General features: G+C 67.4%; 15 protein-coding genes and 1 pseudogene. 14 read left to right on the forward strand and 2 right to left on the reverse strand.

Annotated features, from left to right (window positions below; all coding sequences use genetic code 11):
* Positions 1–632: 632 nt before the first annotated feature.
* The 5 genes and pseudogenes from BVC93_RS16590 (at position 633) to nhaA (ending at position 7,059) form a co-directional block, all read left to right on the forward strand.
* Positions 633–1,492: pseudogene (locus tag BVC93_RS16590) on the forward strand (hypothetical protein).
* A complete protein-coding gene (locus BVC93_RS16595; RefSeq protein ID WP_083738431.1) occupies positions 1,489–2,133 on the forward strand; it encodes a TrmH family RNA methyltransferase in 645 nt (214 codons plus the stop codon). The pseudogene BVC93_RS16590 and the gene BVC93_RS16595 overlap by 4 nt, the downstream one beginning before the upstream one ends.
* A 27-nt stretch (positions 2,134–2,160) precedes the next feature.
* Positions 2,161–3,267, forward strand: coding sequence for a glycoside hydrolase family 76 protein (locus BVC93_RS16600; protein WP_083738432.1), 1,107 nt, complete (start codon positions 2,161–2,163; stop codon positions 3,265–3,267).
* Positions 3,260–5,200, forward strand: coding sequence for an acetoacetate--CoA ligase (locus BVC93_RS16605; RefSeq protein ID WP_083738433.1), 1,941 nt, complete (start codon positions 3,260–3,262; stop codon positions 5,198–5,200). The genes BVC93_RS16600 and BVC93_RS16605 overlap by 8 nt, the downstream gene beginning before the upstream one ends.
* A gap of 116 nt (positions 5,201–5,316) precedes the next feature.
* Positions 5,317–7,059 carry a Na+/H+ antiporter NhaA gene (gene nhaA, locus BVC93_RS16610; protein WP_236950454.1) on the forward strand — a complete coding sequence of 581 codons (1,743 nt, stop codon included), beginning with the start codon at positions 5,317–5,319 and terminating at the stop codon, positions 7,057–7,059.
* A gap of 48 nt (positions 7,060–7,107) precedes the next feature.
* Here the strand turns inward: nhaA and BVC93_RS16615 are convergent, their stop codons facing one another.
* Positions 7,108–8,073 (reverse strand): LysR family transcriptional regulator, encoded by a 966-nt coding sequence (locus BVC93_RS16615; RefSeq protein WP_083738434.1) that lies wholly within the window; start codon positions 8,071–8,073, stop codon positions 7,108–7,110.
* Between the two features lie 33 nt (positions 8,074–8,106).
* Between BVC93_RS16615 and BVC93_RS16620 the strand changes: the two genes are divergently transcribed.
* From BVC93_RS16620 to BVC93_RS16660, 9 genes are all read left to right on the forward strand, one after another.
* Positions 8,107–9,267: an XdhC family protein gene (locus BVC93_RS16620; protein WP_083738435.1), complete on the forward strand. Its 1,161-nt coding sequence runs from the start codon at positions 8,107–8,109 to the stop codon at positions 9,265–9,267.
* Positions 9,268–9,325: 58 nt separating this feature from the next.
* A complete protein-coding gene (locus BVC93_RS16625) occupies positions 9,326–10,216 on the forward strand; it encodes an FAD binding domain-containing protein (protein ID WP_083738436.1) in 891 nt (296 codons plus the stop codon).
* Between the two features lie 16 nt (positions 10,217–10,232).
* A complete protein-coding gene (locus BVC93_RS16630) occupies positions 10,233–10,715 on the forward strand; it encodes a (2Fe-2S)-binding protein (protein ID WP_083738437.1) in 483 nt (160 codons plus the stop codon).
* Complete coding sequence (locus BVC93_RS16635) at positions 10,712–13,099, forward strand: aerobic carbon-monoxide dehydrogenase large subunit (protein ID WP_083738438.1); 2,388 nt, start codon at positions 10,712–10,714, stop codon at positions 13,097–13,099. Before BVC93_RS16630 ends, BVC93_RS16635 begins: the two co-directional genes overlap by 4 nt.
* Before the next feature lie 67 nt (positions 13,100–13,166).
* Positions 13,167–14,054 (forward strand): XdhC family protein, encoded by an 888-nt coding sequence (locus BVC93_RS16640; RefSeq protein ID WP_083738439.1) that lies wholly within the window; start codon positions 13,167–13,169, stop codon positions 14,052–14,054.
* Positions 14,051–14,932, forward strand: a complete 882-nt coding sequence (locus BVC93_RS16645; RefSeq protein ID WP_083738440.1) for an AAA family ATPase — start codon at positions 14,051–14,053, stop codon at positions 14,930–14,932. Before BVC93_RS16640 ends, BVC93_RS16645 begins: the two co-directional genes overlap by 4 nt.
* 28 nt (positions 14,933–14,960) lie before the next feature.
* Positions 14,961–15,614: an SRPBCC family protein gene (locus BVC93_RS16650; RefSeq protein ID WP_083738441.1), complete on the forward strand. Its 654-nt coding sequence runs from the start codon at positions 14,961–14,963 to the stop codon at positions 15,612–15,614.
* Positions 15,614–16,819 carry a vWA domain-containing protein gene (locus BVC93_RS16655; protein ID WP_083738442.1) on the forward strand — a complete coding sequence of 402 codons (1,206 nt, stop codon included), beginning with the start codon at positions 15,614–15,616 and terminating at the stop codon, positions 16,817–16,819. Before BVC93_RS16650 ends, BVC93_RS16655 begins: the two co-directional genes overlap by 1 nt.
* On the forward strand, positions 16,816–17,721 hold the full coding sequence (locus BVC93_RS16660) for an LLM class F420-dependent oxidoreductase (protein ID WP_083738443.1): 906 nt from the start codon (positions 16,816–16,818) through the stop codon (positions 17,719–17,721). Before BVC93_RS16655 ends, BVC93_RS16660 begins: the two co-directional genes overlap by 4 nt.
* A gap of 87 nt (positions 17,722–17,808) precedes the next feature.
* Here BVC93_RS16660 and BVC93_RS16665 read toward each other — a convergent pair whose 3' ends face one another.
* Complete coding sequence (locus BVC93_RS16665; RefSeq protein ID WP_083741097.1) at positions 17,809–18,651, reverse strand: NAD(P)H-binding protein; 843 nt, start codon at positions 18,649–18,651, stop codon at positions 17,809–17,811.
* Between the last annotated feature and the right edge of the window lie 57 nt (positions 18,652–18,708).

Consider the following 18,708-nt stretch of genomic DNA (forward strand, 5'->3'; position numbering starts at 1 on the left):
TCCCCCCGACGTGCCTTTGGACACAACTAATTATTGCCTGTGCTGCCCAGTAGTTTCGAGCGTTAGTGCAGTTCAGGGACCTTTTGGCTAGTCTGGCCTGTTCGATTGGGGGCGCGGCGGCGAGGTGGTGCTGTGTTTGCCGCCAGAACTCGCCGGTAGCTCGGCGAGAACTGTCGGCCACAGTCCTTGGTGATGGGCTGAATTCAAAATTTGCGGGCGTGTCAGAATAGACTCGCCCGGGACTTGTGTGGCGGAAGTGGGATGGGCTTTCATTCACCCGCTCGGTGACGAGAATCGGTCAGACCCGCGGCTGCATGAATTCATCGGATGGTGGTTCGGCGGTGGCTTTTCCGGAGTCGCGCTCCTCGTGTTCGACGTCGCTGGACGCCCTTTCGCCCGACGGCGAGCGCAGAGTGTGCGCCGGTTTGCTGACTGATCGAGGGGGCAGCAGAGACGGGGATCTGCGACACCATCGACCGGTGACGTCGCCGCTGACGTCTAGCGAATAATGCGCCCAGCCAGGGGTGACATGGCTCGATGGGCGAGCACCGTACAGTGCAACGGAGTTCCCGTCCACCGCCCCCCTGGTTGGAGCAGATGTGCACGCCCACCGCGTAATCCTCGTGATAGCGATGCTCGTCCTCGCAGGTTGTGGTCACGGCACGTCCGACACCCCGGCGCCGTATGGTGCCGCGGCAGCCCGAATCGGGGAATCGCAGGAGCTTCTCGGCTGGAACGTGTCGGTGGCCGATCTACGATTCGAGGCCGACCATGTCCTCGTCGACATCGACGCCGCCCCCAGCGATCCGGCGGCGCCACACGCCGCACCACAGGACCTTCGATTCGGGTTGTACGGAGCGCTGCTGCATCCCATCGAGCGCACCGGCATCGGTAGTTGCGACGACGTGCTCGCCACGGCGCTGCGACCGCTGTCGCAGCAGTCCGACGACCGACTGTCCGGGACGGTATGTCTTGGTCCCATCCGGGATCAGGCCCAGGTGCGCGGGGTCTACGCGTACTCGGCGGCCGAGCGGATACCTGGCACTGCCGCTGCATACGCGGCGGCGTTCCCGGTCGGGCTGCCGTCCACCAACCCCTCCGATACCGGACTGACCGTCAGTACCACCAGCATCGAGGCATGGCGGGCCGACGGGGTGCCGCTGACCGCACAGGCGCTCGGCGACCCGTCGGCGTTCGCCGGTAACGGCTACATGCTGCTGGGCCTGCAGATCGACGCGGTGGCACAGCAATACCGCGACGACTCCGAGGCCCGCGGTGGGCCGATGATGGTGGTGGTGGCGCCCACCCGGCCGCCCCGGGGATCAACCCTGCCTGTTCGGCGTACGGGGCGTCGCTGCTGGTGCTGCCCGACGCGTCGCTGAACTCGGTGCACCTGAACGCGTCCCTGTGTACTCAGGGTGAGATCAACGAGGCCCTGCTGTATGCGACAGTGTCGGTGATGGGCACCCACGCGGCGGTGTGGACCGAATGAGTACCCCAGGACCCACCGAGTGGGGTGCCCAGGTCAACGGCGTCGGTCCCTGGGCGGGCCCGTGGCCGGATGATCCCCGTTACGACCCGGATCTGCTGCGTGACGGAGACTCCCGCAATGTTGTGGACGCCTACCGGTATTGGCGGCGGGAGGCGATCGTCGCCGATATCGACACCCGGCGTCACCCGTTGCACGTCGCCATCGAGAACTTCGGAAACGACGCCAACATCGGCGGCGTGGTGCGCACGGCCAACGCCTTTGCGGTCGACACCGTGCACATCGTCGGGCGCAGGCGCTGGAACCGCCGCGGAGCCATGGTGACCGATCGCTACCAGCGGCTTGCCCATCACGACACCACGGCAGATCTGCTGGCGTACGCCGCCGAGACGGATCTGATCGTGGTCGCCGTCGACAACGTCCCCGGTGCGACACCACTGGAACGCACCGATCTACCGCAGCGGGCACTGATGGTGTTCGGGCAGGAAGGCCCCGGCATTACCGATGCCGCCAGCAGCGGTGCCGCGATGGTGGTATCCATCGCACAGTTCGGATCGACCCGCAGTATCAATGCCTCCGTGGCCGCCGGAATCGCCATGCATGCCTGGATCCGGCAGTGGGGTGACCTCGACGCCGCCTGGTGACGCGGGTTTTAGGGAAGGATGTCAGGAATGGAGCAGGAATGGGCCAACCGCGCCGCTTCCGCTGAAACCGCCGTCGCCACCCGACATCTGACCAAGCTCTGGGGACTGCCCGGCACTCAACTGGGAGTGGTGGCCTGGCCACCGACGAAGCGGGACACGCGCTTTCTCACCTGGCACTACTGGTGGCAGGCGCACCTGCTGGACTGCCTGATCGACGCCCACCTGCGTGACCCTGAGCCCGACCGGGTGACTCGCATCGTCCGCCAGATCCGCGCGCACCGATTCCGCAACAACCTGTCCTGGACCAACGACTACTACGACGACATGGCGTGGCTGGCGCTGGCGCTCGAACGCGCCGGCCGCCTGGTCGACGTCCACCAGCCAAAAGCCCTGGCCAAGCTGGCCGACCAGGTTATGAAGGCGTGGGTGCCGGAGGACGGCGGTGGCATCCCGTGGCGCAAACAGGACCAGTTCTTCAACGCCCCCGCCAACGGACCCGCCGGCATCTTCTTGGCCCGGTACGTGACTTCTCACGGAGACCGGTTGCGCCGCGCCCAGCAGATGGCCGACTGGATCGACGAGACCCTCATTGACCCGGACACCCATCTGGTGTTCGACGGCATCAAGGCCGGGTCCCTGGTGCGGGCGCAGTACACCTACTGCCAGGGCGTGGTACTCGGCCTGGAGGCCGAGCTGGCGGTGCGCACCCAGGACTCTCGGCATGCGGCCAGAGTCGAACGGCTGATCACGGCGATTGCCGACCACATGACCGACGACGGTGTGCTGCGCGGTGCCGGAGGTGGTGACGGCGGGTTGTTCCACGGCGTCACCGCGCGCTACCTGGCGCTGGCTGCGACGCTGCTGCCCGAGGTCGCCGAGCAGGCGCGGGAGCTGGTGCTGGCGTCGGCGGAGTCGGCGTGGCAGTTCCGCCAGACGGTTGACGGACTGCCTCTGTTCGGTGCGTCCTGGGACCGCTCCGCGGTGATTCCGACCGCGGGAGGCAAGGAAGCCGAGTTCGTCGAAGGCGCGGTCAACGCCTCCGAGGTGCCGGAGCGGGATCTGTCGGTGCAGTTGTCGGGGTGGATGCTCATGGAAGCCGCGTACACCATCTCCGACGGGCCCGCCGATGGCTGAACCCGGGGGTTGGGACCCAGACGTCCACACCGTCGCCCACGCCAACCTCACCCGCTTCACCGACTGGCTACGCGACACCGGGCGCGGCGATTTCTCCGGCTACCCGGCTCTGTGGGAGGCGTCGGTCAGTGACGTCGGCTGGTTCTGGCAGGCGGTCTGGGACTTCTTCGACGTGCGAGCCGGCGTCCACGCCACCTCGCCGTTGGGGCAGGCCACGATGCCGGGTGCGACGTGGTTTCCGGGGGCGACGCTGAACTACGTCAGTCAGGTGTTCTGCCACGGGGACCAGGATCGACCCGCATTGGTGGTTGTCGGCGAGGACGGTGCCCTCGAGTGGTCATGGGAGCGGTTGCGTTGTGAGACAGCCGCTTTCGCTCACTACCTGCGCAGTGTCGGGGTGACGTCCGGGGACAGGGTGGTGGGGTACCTGCCCAACATCGGCGAGACGGTGGTGGCCTTCCTGGCTGCCGCATCGTTGGGCGCCACGTGGGCAGTGTGCAACCCGGACCTGGCCGTCGACGGCGTGATCTCCCGGCTGGCCCAGCTGGAACCCACCGTCCTGGTGGCCGCGGACGGCAGCGTCTACGGCGGCAAACGGCGAGACAAGCGCGCCGAACTCGCCGAGATCCGGCGTAGGCTGCCCACACTGGCGGCCACCGTCGTGGTTGCGCGACTCGGCCTGGACGTCCCCGCCGGCGCGGTGCCCTGGGATATGGCGGTATCGGCGGACGTGCCGTTGCACATCGCCGATGTGCCCTTCGATCATCCGCTGTGGGTGTTGTTCTCCTCCGGTACCACCGGGTCTCCCAAGGGCATCGTCCACGGTCACGGCGGGGTGCTCCTGGAACACCTGAAATACCATGCGCTGCAACTGGATCTGCATTCCGACGACCGGTTCTTCTGGTACACCACCACCAGCTGGATGATGTGGAACTTCCTGGTGGGTGGCCTGCTGGTCGGGGCGACGGTGGTGGCCTACGACGGCAGCCCCACCCACCCCGGCGTCGACGCCCTGTGGCAGGTGGTCGCCGACCATAACGTCACCGTCTTCGGCACGGGCGCCGGTTATCTGATCGGTTGCGCCAAGGAAGACCTGCGCCCGGGGGAACGTCACGATCTCAGCGCCCTGCGCGGCGTGGGATCGACCGGATCTCCGCTGCCGGCCTCGGTGTTCGAATGGGTGCAGGATGGGGTGGGGCGTGCAATACCGGTGCAATCCTGTTCCGGTGGAACAGATGTCGTCACAGCATTTGCAGGATCGGCTCCCATTGTGCCCATCGTGGCGGGCGAGCTGTCGTGTCTGGCGTTGGGCGTGGCCGCGCAGGCCTGGTCCCAAGAAGGAGTGGCGGTCACCGGGGAACCCGGTGAACTGGTGGTCACCCGGCCCATGCCGTCGATGCCGGTCTCGTTCTGGAACGACGACGACGGATCCCGCTACCGGGCAGTATATTTCGACAAGTATCCCGGAGTCTGGTGTCACGGCGACTGGATCACCATCACCGACCGGGGGTCGGTGCTGGTGCACGGCCGCTCCGACGCCACCCTCAATCGCAACGGCGTCCGGATGGGCAGCGCGGAGATCTACGATGCCGTCGAAACCCTGCCCCAGGTTGCCGACTGCCTGGTGGTGGGCGTCGAATCGGACGACGGCGGCTACTGGATGCCGCTGTTCGTGGCACTTGCGGGCGGAGCCGATCTGGACGACGACCTGAGATCCAGGCTGATCTCGGCCATCCGCACGCACGCCTCACCGCGTCACGTACCCGACGACATCATCGCCGTACCCGGCATCCCCCGAACCATGACCGGCAAACGCTTGGAGATCCCCATCAAACGCATACTGCAGGGCACCGATCCCCAGAAGGCTGCCGTGTCCACCGCCATCGACCGCCCCGAACTGCTGGCCACCTTCACCGAATACGCACGCCGGTGACCGAAGCCGCCGATCAGACCAGCACCGAGAGCGAGTCTCGGTTCGTCAGGCTGTTGCCGCGCCGGTTCGGCAACGACCCCACCGCACCCCGCAACGGCGAGAACACCGCGGCGGCAATGCTTCTGCTGTTCACGGTGATCGCCATCGTGTGGGCCAACTCGCCGTGGGCCGACACCTACACCTCCTTCTGGGCCACCCACGTGGGGCTGAGCTTCGGCGACGCCCATGTGGAACTGTCGATGAAGCACCTGGTCAACGACGGCCTGATGGCGTTCTTCTTCTTCATCGTCGGCCTGGAGGTCACCAGCCAGTTCAAGATCGGCGAGCTCACGGACCGGGCCAGAGCGGTGGTGCCGGTGGTGGCTGCGCTGGCCGGGCTGGTCCTGCCCGCCGTGGTTTTCCTGCTGTTCAACCCCGGCGGTGAGAACGCCGCCGCGTGGGGTGTGGTGATCTCCACGGACACCGCGTTCCTGGTGGGTGCACTGGCGATCATCGGCCCGAAGTTCCCGGCCCGGCTACGCACCTTCCTGCTCACGTTGGCAGTGGTCGACGACGTGGGCGCACTGCTGGTGATCGCGCTGTTCTACTCCGACGACGTGAGCCTGGCGCCGCTGGTGGCCGCGGTGCTGCTGCTGGGTGCGCTGGCTCTGGTGCGGCATCTGCCCGCCTGGCGCGGCCCGGTGTACGCGGTGCTGGCGTTCGCGCTGTGGGTGGCGCTGTACAACGGGGGAGTACACCCCACCCTCGCGGGTGTCGGTGTGGCATTGCTGATTCCGGTGTTCACTCCGCAGCGGCAGCGGGTCGAAGCCGCGGTCGAGGTGATCCGTGCCTTCCGGCAGTCACCGAACTCCGAATACGCCCGTGAGGCCACCCGCAGTCTGCGAGAGTCGATCTCGATCAACGAACGCCTCCAGACCGGGTTCGGGCCCTACGTGTCGTTTTTGGTGTTGCCGCTGTTCGCGCTCGCCAATGCCGGCGTGCGACTGGACGGTGCCACGGTCTCGGCGGCCATGTCTTCCTCGCTGACCTGGGGCATCGTCGCCGGTCTTGTGATCGGCAAGTTGATCGGCATCACCGGGGCCACCGCGCTGGTGAGCAGACTCGGCATCGGGCAGCTGGCGCCCGGGCTGACCCTGCGCCGCGTCGCCGGCGGCGCGGCGTTGTCCGGCATCGGGTTCACCATCTCGCTGTTCATCATCGACCTGGCCATCGCGGACCCGGTGAAACAGGACGAGGCCCGGGTGGGTGTGCTGATGGCATCGGTTGCGGCGTTCGCCCTCGGCGGGGCGATCTTCCGGATCACCGACCGGATCAGTCCGCCGGAGGCGGTGGGGGACACGCTGATCCGGCCCATCAGCCCCGAGCGTGATCACATCCGCGGCAACCCTGATGCCCCGCTGACACTGGTCGAGTACGGCGACTACGAGTGTCCGTTCTGTAGCCGTGCCACCGGCGCCATCGACGAGGTGCGGGAGTACTTCGGGGACCGGCTCTGCTATGTATGGCGGCATCTTCCGTTGGAGAAGGTGCACCCGCGGTCGATGGATGCCGCACTGGCTGCTGAGGCGGCGGGACTGCAGGGCAAGTACTTCGAGATGGGCCGGATCATGTTCGAGTTCCAGGACTACCTCGAGTGGGAGCATCTCTACCGCTACGCCGACATGGTGGGCTGCGACGTTCGTCGGTTCGACGAGGACCTGCAGTCGTCGAAGGTGCTGCACCGGGTCGAGGACGATGTCCAGGATGCCGAACTGATGGACCTGCAGTCGGTGCCGACGTTCTTCGTCAACGGCAAACGCCACAAGGGGCCGTGGGATGCGGCCAGCCTGATCCGTGCGCTCGAGGCCGGGAAGAGCTAGCCGGGTCCCTCTTCCCCGGAGCCTGACTGCGCCTGGTCACCCGTCTGGTCAACTCCACAGCGTCACATGGACTTTCGGCCGGAACCGGGTGACGCCCACGCCCGAGCCCCGGATCATCGCCTGGGTGCACCGCGGGGTGGTGATGAAGCGGACCAGTTCGGAGACGGCGGGCTGGCGTGAGGCCGGTGGCAGCGTGGCCGCCGACCACTCGCCGGGCAGCTGCAGTCCGGGCCCCTTCACCTGCACCAGCCGGCCGTCGGCCAGGTCTTTGGCGACGGCGAAGCCGACGGTCAGTGATATTCCGCCGACGCGCTGCACCTCTTCGAGCGCGGCGGCTTCGCTTTGGAAGATGCGTTGACAGGCTTCGGGAATCGCGAGATTGTGCAGCATCGTGGCGATTTCGCCGTCGGTGCTACCGGCGGACGGTCCCAGCATCCACTGCTGGTCGCGCAGCTGCGCCGGATTCGCGACGCCGGTCGCCACGGGATTGTCCGCGCCGGTGACCGCGATGATCTGGTACTTCAGGAACGGTCGCACAGCGATGTTGGCGCTCGCGTCGGCCAACCCGGCACCCACCGGCCCCAGCGTGACGTCCACGGCGCGGGATTCGATGAGGTAGCGGAAACGGCTCGCGGGATGCACGGAGAGTTCGACGGACAGGTCGTCGGCCCGCGCGGAGAACAGTTCGATCAGACCCGGCGCGGCGTGTTCGGCGAACGCGCTGGAGGCCGCGATACGCAGCAGCCTGCGTCCGTGCGCGGCCTCGGTGACTTCGATCGCGGTCTGCTGCTGCAGGCCCAGGATCTCGATGGCGCGACTGGCCAGCCGCAGGCCTCCGGGGGTGAATGCCAGCCCCGCGGTGGCGCGGGTGAACAACGGATCGTCGAGCTCCTTGCGCAGGGCCGCCACGTGCAGGGACACACCGGCGTCGGTCATGCCGAGTTCTTCGGCGGCAGCACGCACCGATCCCAGCCGGACCACAGCCGAATAGGCGCGAAGTTGCGCAGGCGTCACGCGATCAGAGTATGCCGGGCCTAGATTGGTGGTGTGCGAGAAGTATTGAGCGAACTCCTGAAGGTGTGGCGTTCGGGAGGCACTGCCGGGGTCGGGACCGTGGTGCGCACGTTCCGGTCGGCGCCGCGGCCCGCCGGTGCCTCGATGGTGGTGGCCCCGGACGGCACAGTCAGCGGCTCGGTCTCCGGTGGGTGCGTGGAGGGCGCGCTCTACGACCTGGCCGCCGAAGTGGCGGGCACCGGCGCGCCGGTGCTGCAGCGCTACGGGGTCAGTGACGACGACGCCTTCGAGGTCGGTCTGACCTGCGGTGGAGTGTTGGACGTCTTCGTCGAGGCGGTGTCACAGGCGTCGTTCCCCGAGTTCGAGTCGGTGGCCGAGGACATCGCCGGTCACCGGCCGGCGGCGGTGGCCACGGTGATCCGCCACCCCGACGCCCAGTGGCTCGGCCGACGTTTGATCGTGCGTCCGCACGAGGTTCTCGGCTCCCTCGGGTCGGTCCGGGCCAACGCCGCCGTCACCGACGACTCCCGAGGTCTGCTGGCAGCGGGCCGGACCGAGGTGCTCACATTCGGCCCGGACGGTCAGCGCCGCGGCGAGGGCATGGAGGTGTTTGTCGCCAGCTACGCACCCAGGCCCCGGATGCTGGTGTTCGGCGCGATCGACTTCGCCGCGGCTGTCGCCCAACAGGGCGGTTTCCTCGGATACCGGGTCACCGTCTGCGATGCACGACCGGTGTTCGCCACCGCCGCACGATTTCCGACGGCTGACGAGGTGGTGGTGGACTGGCCGCACCGCTATCTGGCCGCCCAAGTGGACGCCGGAGCGGTGGATGCGCGCACGGTGATCTGTGTGCTGACCCATGACCCGAAGTTCGACGTCCCCCTCCTCGAGGTCGCGCTTCGGTTGCCGCAGGTGGCCTATATCGGCGCGATGGGATCGCGGCGCACCCACGACGACCGGATGCAGCGGCTACGTGAGGCCGGGCTCTCCGAGTCGGAACTCACCCGGCTGTCGAGCCCGATCGGACTCGATCTCGGCGGCCGCACTCCCGAGGAGACCGCGGTGTCCATCGCCGCTGAGATCGTGGCCAAGAAATGGGGCGGGCTGGGCCGTCCGCTGGCGGAGACCACCGGCCGGATCCACCATGAGCAGGGGCTTTCGAGCCAGTTAAGTGATTCCTTAACCGGCTATTGACGGCGAGGTCAGCCGGGCCGACACTGGCGTCACCGTCGGCGATTGTGAGGCCCGTCACATGCAGGTTCCCGGACCGTTCGAATATGAACGCGCCACCAGTGTCGACCACGCCGTCGGTCTTCTGGACCGCCTCGGCGAGGGGGCGCTGATTGTCGCCGGCGGGCACAGCCTGCTGCCGATGATGAAATTGCGCATCGCCAATCCCGAGTACCTGATCGACATCAACGATCTGGCACCGGAACTGTCCTACGTCGTCACCGACCCGACACTTGCGCGCCTCGGCGCGATGACCCGCCACCGCGAAGTGCTCGGCTCCGACCCGCTGGCCTCGGTCTGCCCGATCTTCCGCGACGCCGAACGGGTGATCGCCGACCCGGTGGTGCGCAACCGCGGGACGGTCGGCGGCTCGCTGTGCCAGGCCGACCCGGCCGAGGATCTGACCACCGTATGTGCGGTACTGGGTGCCACCGTGCTGGCCCGCGGGCCGGGCGGCGAGCGTGAGATCGGCATCGACGAATTTTTGGTGGGTCCGTACGAGACTGCGCTGGCGCACAACGAGATGGTGATCGAAGTGCGAATACCCCTGCGGCACAACACCTCCAGCGCCTACGCGAAAGTCGAACGCAGGGTGGGCGACTGGGCGGTGGCCGCCGCCGGGGCCACCGTCACCGTCGAGGACGGGGTGATCGTGGCCGCCCGGGTGGGGCTGACTGCGGTGGAACCCGATGCCGAGGCTCTGCGGGCGCTGTCCGCGGGATTGGTCGGCAAGCCCGCCGTCGAACAGACCTATGTCGAGGCCGGTCGCGCCGCCGAAGCAGCCTGCGAGCCCACGTCGGACATGCGCGGCAGCGCCGACTACAAGCGGCACCTGGCCGGCGAACTGACCATCCGAACGCTACGCACCTCCGTCGACCGGGTGCGCTTGGCTCCGATTCCCAGCGGCAACTAGAGGAGACCTCCCCGCCATGCATGTGAAGATGACCGTCAACGGCGAGCAGGTCAGCGCCGACGTCGAACCACGAATGTTGTTGGTGCACTTCCTTCGTGATCAGCTGCGGCTCACCGGAACCCACTGGGGCTGCGACACCTCCAACTGTGGAACCTGTGTCGTGGAGGTGGACGGAGAACCGGTGAAGTCGTGCACCATGCTCGCTGCGATGGCCTCCGGTCACTCGGTGGTCACCGTCGAGGGCCTCGAAGTCGACGGCCAACTCGACCCGGTGCAGGAGGGCTTCATGCAGTGCCACGGTTTGCAGTGCGGGTTCTGCACACCCGGCATGATGATCACCGCCCGCGCCCTGCTGCGGCAGAATCCCGACCCCAGCGAGGACGAGATCAGGGAGGCCATCTCCGGCCAGATCTGCCGGTGTACCGGCTACACCACCATCGTCCGCTCCGTGCAATGGGCGGCCAGACACCAGGATTCGACGGAGGTGAGCCCGGCATGACCACGCTCGAATCGCCCGAGGATCTGGCCGACAACGACAAGAAGCCCTGCGGCTACGGCCGGATGCTTCGCAAGGAGGATCCCCGGTTCATCCGGGGCCGGGGTACCTACGTCGACGACGTGAACCTTCCGGGCATGCTGCACCTGGCGATCCTGCGTTCGCCGTATGCCCACGCCCGCATCAACGCGATAGACACCTCTGCAGCCCTGGCACATCCGAAGGTCCGCGCGGTGGTGACCGGCGCCGACCTCGCTGCCAAAGGGCTGGCGTGGATGCCGACCCTGTCCAACGACGTCCAAGCGGTGCTGGCCACCGACAAGGTCCGGTTCCAGGGGCAGGAGGTGGCGTTTGTCGTCGCCGAGGACCGGTACTCGGCGCGCGATGCGCTGGAGCTCATCGATGTCGACTACGAACCCCTGGATCCGGTGATCGACGTCCGCCGCGCGCTCGACCCGTCGGCCGAGGTGATCCGCACCGATCTGGACGGCAAGACCGACAACCACTGCTTCGACTGGGAGACCGGTGACGCGGCGGCCACCGAGGCGGTGTTCGCCCGCGCCGACGTGGTGGTCAAACAGGAGATGGTGTATCCGCGCGTGCATCCGGCGCCCATGGAGACCTGTGGTGCGGTAGCCGATCTGGACCCGGTCAGCGGGAAGCTGACGCTGTGGTCCACCACCCAGGCGCCGCACGCGCATCGCACGCTGTACGCGTTGGTGGCAGGCCTGCCCGAACACAAGATCCGGGTGGTGGCGCCCGACATCGGTGGTGGTTTCGGTAACAAGGTGCCGATCTACCCGGGTTATGTGTGTGCCATCGTCGGCTCGCTGCTGCTGGGCAAACCGGTCAAGTGGATGGAGGACCGCAGCGAGAACCTCACCTCAACCGGGTTCGCCCGCGACTACATCATGGTGGGCGAGATCGCCGCCGACACCGAGGGCAAGATCCTGGCGATCCGCTCGCACGTGCTGGCCGACCACGGCGCGTTCAACGGAACGGCGGCGCCGGTGAAGTACCCGGCCGGCTTCTTCGGCGTGTTCACCGGGAGCTACGACATCGAGGCGGCCTATTGCCACATGACCGCGGTGTACACCAACAAGGCGCCGGGCGGTGTGGCCTATGCCTGCTCGTTCCGGATCACCGAGGCGGTGTATTTCGTCGAACGCCTGGTCGACTGCCTGGCATACGAGATGAAGATCGATCCCGCCGAACTGCGGCTGCGAAACCTGTTGCGCAACGACCAGTTTCCCTACACCTCCAAGACCGGCTGGGTATACGACTCGGGCGACTACGAGACCACCATGCGGTTGGCCATGGACATGATCGGCTACGACGACCTGCGTGCCGAGCAACAGGCGAAGCGGGAACGCGGTGAGCTGATGGGCATCGGCATGTCGTTCTTCACCGAAGCCGTGGGTGCGGGGCCCCGCAAGGACATGGACATCCTGGGGCTCGGCATGGCCGACGGGTGTGAGCTGCGGGTGCACCCCACGGGCAAAGCTGTGGTGCGGCTCTCGGTGCAGACCCAGGGGCAGGGCCACGAAACCACCTTCGCTCAGATCATCGCCGAGGAACTCGGCATCCCGCCCGACGACATCGACGTGGTGCACGGGGACACCGACCAGACCCCGTTCGGGCTCGGCACGTACGGCAGCCGTTCGACGCCGGTGTCCGGTGCGGCGGCCGCCCTGGTGGCCCGCAAGATCCGCGACAAAGCCAAGATCATCGCCGCAGGCATGCTGGAGGTGTCGGTGGCCGACCTGGAGTGGGACAAGGGCAGTTTCCACGTCGCCGGTGATCCCACGGCGGCGGTCACCATCGCCGATATCGCGATGCGCGCGCACGGTGCCGGCGACCTACCCGACGGGCTTGAAGGAGGTCTGGACGCCCAGATCTGTTACAACCCCTCCAATCTCACCTATCCGTACGGTGCCTACTTCTGCGTGGTGGATGTCGACCCCGGCACCGCCGTGGTGAAGGTTCGCCGATTCCTGGCCGTCGACGACTGCGGAACCCGGATCAATCCCATGATCATCGAGGGTCAGGTACACGGCGGTCTGGTCGACGGCATCGGGATGGCGCTGATGGAGATGATCGCCTTCGACGAGGACGGCAACTGCCTGGGTGGGTCATTGATGGACTACCTGATCCCGACGGCCATGGAGGTGCCGCACTTCGAGACCGGCCACACCGTGACCCCGTCGCCGCATCATCCCATCGGAGCCAAGGGAATCGGTGAGTCGGCCACGGTCGGCTCACCGCCTGCGGTGGTCAATGCCGTCGTGGATGCCTTGGCGCCCTTCGGTGTTCGACACGCCGACATGCCACTCACCCCGTCGCGGGTGTGGGAGGCCATGCAAGGCCGTGCCACCCCACCGATCTAGCGACACGACGATGCAGAGCGAGGGACGAGCGATGAGGAGGAGTGGCGCAATCGAACCTGTGACATCCATGCAGACCATCGGGGAACGGGCGCGGCAACTGCGCCGGGACCGCACCCCCTTTGTGCACGCCACCGTGGTGCGAGCACAACAACCGACCTCGGCGCATACCGGTGACGAGGCGATTCTGTTGGCCGACGGCACCATCGAGGGTTTTGTCGGCGGCCAGTGCGCCCAGACATCGGTGCGCCGGGCTGCGTTGGGCGCCCTGCAGGCGGGTGAGAGTGTGCTGCTGCGGGTGTTGCCCGACGGTGACATCCACTTTCCGGAGGCCCCCGGTGCGTGCGTGGTGGTGAATCCGTGTCTGTCGGGGGGTGCGTTGGAGATCTTCCTGGTGCCCGAGGTGCCGCCGCCTCTGCTGCATATCTGCGGGACCACGCCCATCGCCGAGGCACTGGCGCAGCTGTGCACCGGCCTGGGATACGACATGACCCGCGACGGCGACTCCGCCGATCTGGCCGGTGTCAGCGCGGTGGTGATCGCCAGCCACGGGGGCGCGGAGGCCGTCCAGATCCGTGCTGCGCTGAATGCCGGCGTCGGCTATATCGGCCTGGTGGCCAGCCGGACTCGTGGCGCGTCGGTGCTGGCCGAGTTGGAGCTCGACGACACCGAGAGGCCGCGGATCCACACACCGGTTGGGTTGGCGATCGGTGCCAGGACGCCGGCGGAGATCGCGGTGTCCATCCTGGCCGAGGTGATCCGCGGCATCAGGATCGACGGGCTGGCGCCTGCCGCCGGTGCATCCGCGCCACGTGTTGCACAGGCGGTGGACCCGGTGTGCGGAATGACGGTGATCGCCGGACCCGGCGCGGTGGCACTGCACGTCGACGGTGTGCCGCACTGGTTCTGTGGTGCCGGCTGCCGGGACGCCTACGCCGCCCGGCTCGAGGGCCTATGACGGCCTTCCGTGACGTGGATGAGGTGGTGCGCCGCTTCGATGAGCACGGCCATCTGATAGACCAGGGCACCGCAGCCGCCTTCTTCCTGGCCACTTCGATGGGCAGGCCGCTGTTGCTGGAAGGCGAGCCCGGCGTCGGCAAGACCTCTGCTGCCAAAACCCTTGCCGCCATCCTGGATTCACCGCTGATCCGGCTGCAGTGTTACGAAGGGCTGACTGCCGCTGAGGCGCTGTACGACTGGAACTACCAGCGTCAGCTGCTGTCCATCCGGCTGGCGGAGGCACAGGGAACCTCCATCAGCGAGGCCGACCTCTACACCGAGGCATATCTGGTGGACCGCCCGATCCTGCAGTGCATCCGGTATGAGGGATCCGCACAACCTGTGCTGCTGATCGATGAGATCGACCGCGCCGACGATGAGTTCGAGGCGCTGCTGTTGGAGTTCCTGGGCGAGTCGAGTCTGACGGTTCCCGAGCTGGGCACGCTGACCGCGCGCCGGTCGCCCATCGCGGTACTGACCTCCAACCGCAGCCGCGATCTGCACGATGCGCTGCGGCGCAGGTGCCTGTACCACTGGATCGACTACCCGGATCCCGGCCGGGCTGCGGCGATCGTGCGCCGCACCGTCGCCGGAGCCACCGACGCGCTGATCGCCCATGCCACTCAGTTCGTCGGCACGGTACGGGATCTCGATCTCGACAAGGCTCCAGGAGTGGCCGAGACCATCGACTGGGTGGCGGCGTTGGCGACGCTCGGAGTCGCCGACCTGGTGCCCGCCACCGCCGCACAGGGCCTGATGAGCCTGGGCGCGCTGGCGAAGACCCCGGATGACCGCGGCGCGCTCGAAGCCGCCTTCGCGCAGTACTGCCCATCGTGAACGCCGACCCCGAAAGGACCCGAGCACCATGAAGATCGCCAACGAGTTCACCGTCAGTGCCCCGATCGACCAGGCGTGGGATGTTCTCCTGGACCTCGAACAGGTGATCCCGCTGATGCCGGGCGCCCAGATGACCGGCCGCGACGGCGATGACGTGCTGGGCAAGGTGAAGATCAAGGTCGGTCCGGTCACCAGTGAGTTCAGCGGCAAAGTGCACTTCGTCGAACAGGATTCGGGCGCCTACCGCGCGGTGATCGACGCCAAGGGCAAGGAGGCGCGCGGTACGGGCAACGCGGCCGCCACCGTGACCGCCCAGCTCCAGCAGGCCGGGGAGGTCACCCGTGTTGTCGTCGACACCGACCTCAAGATCGTCGGCAAATTGGCTCAGTTCGGTAGCGGTATGCTGCAACAGGTTTCGGAGAAACTGCTCGGACAGTTCGTGGACTCCCTGGAGGCCAAGCTGGCGGCAGACAATTCCACCGACACCGCGGTGGTCGAAAGTGGTTCGCCGGAGCAGGTTTCCGTCGAATCCACACCGCCGGCCGCCGCCGAACCCGCGCCCATCGACCTGTTGGAACTGGCCGGGGGTACGAAGCTGAAGACCTACCTTCCCGTCGCCGTGGCGGTGGTGCTGGTCTTGCTGGCGGTGCGGGTTGCTCGTCGCAGGTCACGTCGAGGCTGATGGCTGCGCCGCTGCTGCTCCGCGGTGTGGACCGGGCGGCGTTCGCCGTCGCTCTGGTGGCGCGGTTGCGAGCCGCTGGTGTGATGGTGCCACCCGGTGGCCCGTCGACACTGGTGCAAGCGCTGGGGCTGCTGGATCCCACAACGCCCGACCAGATGTACTGGACGGTGCGCCTGACCCTGGTCAGCCGCGCGGACGACCTTCCCGCGTTCGACCAGGTGTTCGCGGCCGTCTTCAGCGACGCAGTGCTGGGCATGGATCCGCCGAGCTTGAAATCGAACTTGCCGCAACGCGTCTCCGAGGCCGAATCGATGGAGGGCGCCGACAGCGGTGAGGCGGCAGGCGGTGGACTGCCGTGGTCGACACGTCCGGCCCCGATGCGGGCCGGGGCACCTGCGGACACCGAGCGAGTGGTCCTCGACGTGTTGCCCAGCCGTCTCGCGGCCCGGGCGGAGGAGCCGTTCGACCAGTTCGACGCCGCGGACCTGCAGCTGATCGGTACGTGGCTGGAACGGGCCAGTGCCACCTGGCCACGTCGGCGGAGTCTGCGCAACACCGCGGGCTCACGCGGAAGGCGGATCGATCTGCGTCGCACCCTGCGGGCGTCCCGCAGTACCGGCTGGGAACCGTTGCGGTTGGCGGTGACCCGCCGAAGGATGCGGCCCCGCCGTGTCGTATTGCTCTGCGATGTCAGCAGATCCATGCAGCCCTACGTGTCGGTCTACCTGCACCTGATGCGGTCGGCCGCATTGCACGCGGTGGATCTTCGGCCCGAGGTCTTCGCCTGCGGCACCTCTCTGCGCCGGCTGACCCCGGTGCTGGCGCACCGCAGCGCCGACGTGGCCCTGGCGCGCGCCAATGCCGCCGTCGTGGACCGGTACGGCGGCACCCACCTGGGCGCGGGTCTGGCGAACCTGCTCGCAGGTGTGCACGGTGCCGCCCTCCGTGGGGCGGTGGTCGTGATTGCCTCCGATGGTTGGGATTCGGACCCGCCGGAGGTGCTCGAACAGGCCATGGCCAGGCTGTCGCGACGGGCGGACACGGTGGTGTGGCTCAACCCGAGGGCGGCCGCGGCGGGCTATGTACCGCTGGTGAAGCCCATGGCAGCGGCACTGCCGTACTGCGATCTGTTTCTCCCGGCCAACTCGTTGGCCGGGCTGCGTGAACTGGTCGAGGTGCTGTCCGCATACCATCGGACGGCATGACCGAAGGCTCGCGTGCGCGGATCGACTTTCCTTCCCGGATCGGTGTTTGGTGGGCCAGCGACACCTGGCCTATCACCGCGGCGCAGGAGGTGGCCCGCGACATCGAGGAGCTTGGTTTCGGGTCGCTGTTCCTGCCGGAGACCGTGGCCAAGGAGTGCCTCACCCAGTCGGCGGCGTTTCTGGCTGCCACCGAAAGGCTGGTGATCGGCACCGGCATCGCCAACATCCATGTACGACTGCCGTCTGCGGCCGAATCGGGTGGCCGCACGCTGACAGCGCAGTATCCCGGCCGGTTTGTGCTGGGCCTCGGCGTCAGCCACGGGCCCCTGGTCGAGCGCGGCATGGGCGGTACCTACACCAAACCTCTGGCCACCATGCGTGGTTACCTCGAGCGGATGGCCGCCCTGCCGGAACAGATCGAGCCGGGTTCCGGGCGTCCCGTCCGGCTGCTCGCCGCGCTGGGCCCCAAGATGATCGAACTGTCCGGTGAGCTCGCCGACGGTGCCCACCCGTATCTGGTGCTGCCCGAGCAGACGGCCACCACTCGGTCCATCCTCGGGCCCGACAAGTGGATCGTCTCCGAACAGGCGGTGGTGGTCGGCGGTACCGAGGAACAGCAGCTGCGGTACGCCCATGCGCACCTCAACGTCTACAGCGGGCTGCCCAACTACCGGAATTCTTGGCTCCGGCAGGGTTTCGACGAGTCCGATCTGGTGCGCGGTGGCTCGGACCGGCTGGCTCGTGCCGTCGTCGGCATCGGTTCGGTGCAGGACGCGGCGGCCAAGGTGACCGCGCATCTGGACGCGGGGGCCGACCACGTCGTGGTCCAGGTGCTCGGGGAGAGCCCGACGGACGACCCGCGGGAGGCGCTCAAGCAGCTCGCCGAGGAGCTGCCGCTCTAGCGTCGGGCGCCGAGGCGTCCCTCCCGCGGCCTTCGAGCGGTCGGGTAGGTGAGCCGGCGCCGGCCATCGAGTGCAGGTCCGTGTTCTTCACAGGAACGCGTCGCGGCGGCGTCCCACCCAGTCGTGAAAAGTCATGGGTGCACGGCCGGTGATCTCCCGTACCGCCGGGGTGACGACGGCGTCCTCGTTGACCTCGAATGCCCACTGGCTCATGAGGAGATCGAGGTACTGCGGCGGCAGTACCCGCCCGTAGAGTGCCCGGGCCTGGGCATCCGACAGCACGGTGATGTCGATTGTCTCGCCGATGACCTCGCTGATCACGCTCACCTGAGCCCGCATCGTCAACGATTCGGGCCCGGTGAGGACGATCTTCTCGCCGTCGAGCTCTGCGGAGGTGAGTGCGTGCACCGCGACGGCGGCGATGTCCTCATCGGCGATGGGCGCCTGATGGGACTCCGGGAACGGTAGACCGACGGTGCGGTGCTCACGAATCTGACTGGCCCAGAAGCGGATCGCGTTGCGCGCGAATGCGCCGGGGCGCAGGCACACGGTGGTGAAGCCGGCGTCGATGACCGCGTTCTCCACTGTTAAATGCCGCTGCTTGTTGTACTCGACGAACGGCTCGGTGCGCGTGGTGTCGATTGTGGACAGCACGACGACCTTGTCGACACCTGCGGCCTTCATCTCCTCGACGAGTCCCGGCAGAGCATCCGGGTGCGCGAAGCTGAACAGGAATACGGCGTCGACGCCCTCGAGGGCGGGTTTAATCGTGTGCGGTTGATCGAGGTCGCTGGGCACCGTCTGTAGCCGTGGCCACCGTCGGGGGTCGGGCCGCCGGCACGTCGCACGCACCTGAACTCCGGTGTCGCGCAGCTCTTCGATGATGCTGGAGCCCACGCCGCCGCTGGCTCCGGTTACCAGTATCCGCATCGTCATGTCCTTTTCCTTCGGTCGAATTCGACTTTAGGATTCGGGAACTATCAGCAC

It is taken from the genome of Mycobacterium sp. MS1601 (assembly GCF_001984215.1).
GTDB lineage: Bacteria > Actinomycetota > Actinomycetes > Mycobacteriales > Mycobacteriaceae > Mycobacterium.